Source organism: Streptomyces sp. NPDC031111, from assembly GCF_055570675.1.
In genome coordinates this window covers 1-1,147 of the sequence record NZ_JBVIGS010000062.1, presented here as the reverse complement: position 1 = coordinate 1,147, position 1,147 = coordinate 1, and the positions used below count along the sequence as shown (strand labels likewise).

1 protein-coding gene and 1 pseudogene are annotated in these 1,147 nt (G+C 67.2%); both read right to left on the bottom strand.

From position 1 onward, the window contains the following. Positions 1-779, bottom strand: a 779-nt coding sequence (locus ACZ470_RS40510) for an IS3 family transposase (protein WP_468434962.1), incomplete at its 3' end; no start/stop codon positions are given. A 5-nt stretch (positions 780-784) separates the two neighbouring features. Then, positions 785-1,147: pseudogene (locus ACZ470_RS40505) on the bottom strand (hypothetical protein); the annotation flags it as partial.

Below are 1,147 nucleotides of genomic sequence, written 5' to 3'. Positions count from 1 at the left end.
TCGGACAGCGTCTTCCACGGCCGCCGGGGCTTGATCAGCTCGGTCTTGAACAGCCCGATCGTGCTCTCCATCAGGGCGTTGTCGTAGGCGTCGCCGACCGAGCCGATCGAGGCGGCAATACCGGCGACGTCCAGGTGCTCGGCGAGCCGGAAACTCGTATATTGCGACCCGGCATCCGAGTGATGAGTCAACTCGCCTGGCTGAACGGGATGTTGGTCACGGTCGCGCTGCCAGATCGCCATCTCCAGGGCGTCCAGCACGAAGACCGTCTCCTTCACGGTGGCCGCGGACCAGCCGACGATCCGGCGGGCGAAGGTGTCCACGACGAAGGCGACGTAGACGACACCTGCCCAGGTCTTCACGTGGGTGAAGTCCGCGACCCAGCAGCGGTTCGGGGCGCCGGCGACGAAGTCGCGGTCGACGAGGCCCGGGGCCCGCCCGGTCTGGCCGCCGGGAAGCGTGGTGATCACGCGTTTGCCGCGGACCGCGCCGGTGATGCCGAGCTCGCGCATCAGGCGTTCAACGGTGCAGCGGGCCACGGCCTGGCCCTGCCGGTTCAGCTCCCGCCAGATCTTCCTCGCCCCGTAGACGCGGTAGTTGGAGTCGTAGACGTGCTGGATCAGTTCCTTCAGCTCGCCGTCCCGCACGGTCCTGGCAGACGGCGCGGTCCGGCGTTTGTGATGGGCGTAGTAGGTGGCAGGGGCGATCTTGCAGTCGTGCATCGTCAGCACGCGGCAGATCGGCTCGACGCCGCCGAAGCGGCCCTTGTGCTCGTCGATGAACGCTACGAGCGTGTGTGTGGCCGGTCGAGCTCGGCCGCGAAGAAAGACGCCGCGGCCTTGAGGATCTCGTTCGCCCGCTTGAGCTCGGCGTTCTCCTTCTTCAGCCGCTTCAGCTCGGCGGACTCCTCCGTCGTCGCCCCCGGCCGGGTGCCGGCGTCGATCTGGTCCTGCCGTACACACTTCCGCAGGGTTTCGGTTGTGCCGATGCCCAGCTTCTGGGCGACCGCTTTCATAGCGGCCCACTCGGTGTTGTACTCCGGCCGCACCTCGGCGACCATGCGGACCGCACGACGGCGCAGCTCAAGCGGGTAAGGGGAAGGACGTGGCGACTCGATCCTCTCAAATGATCGAGTCCCTACCGAACC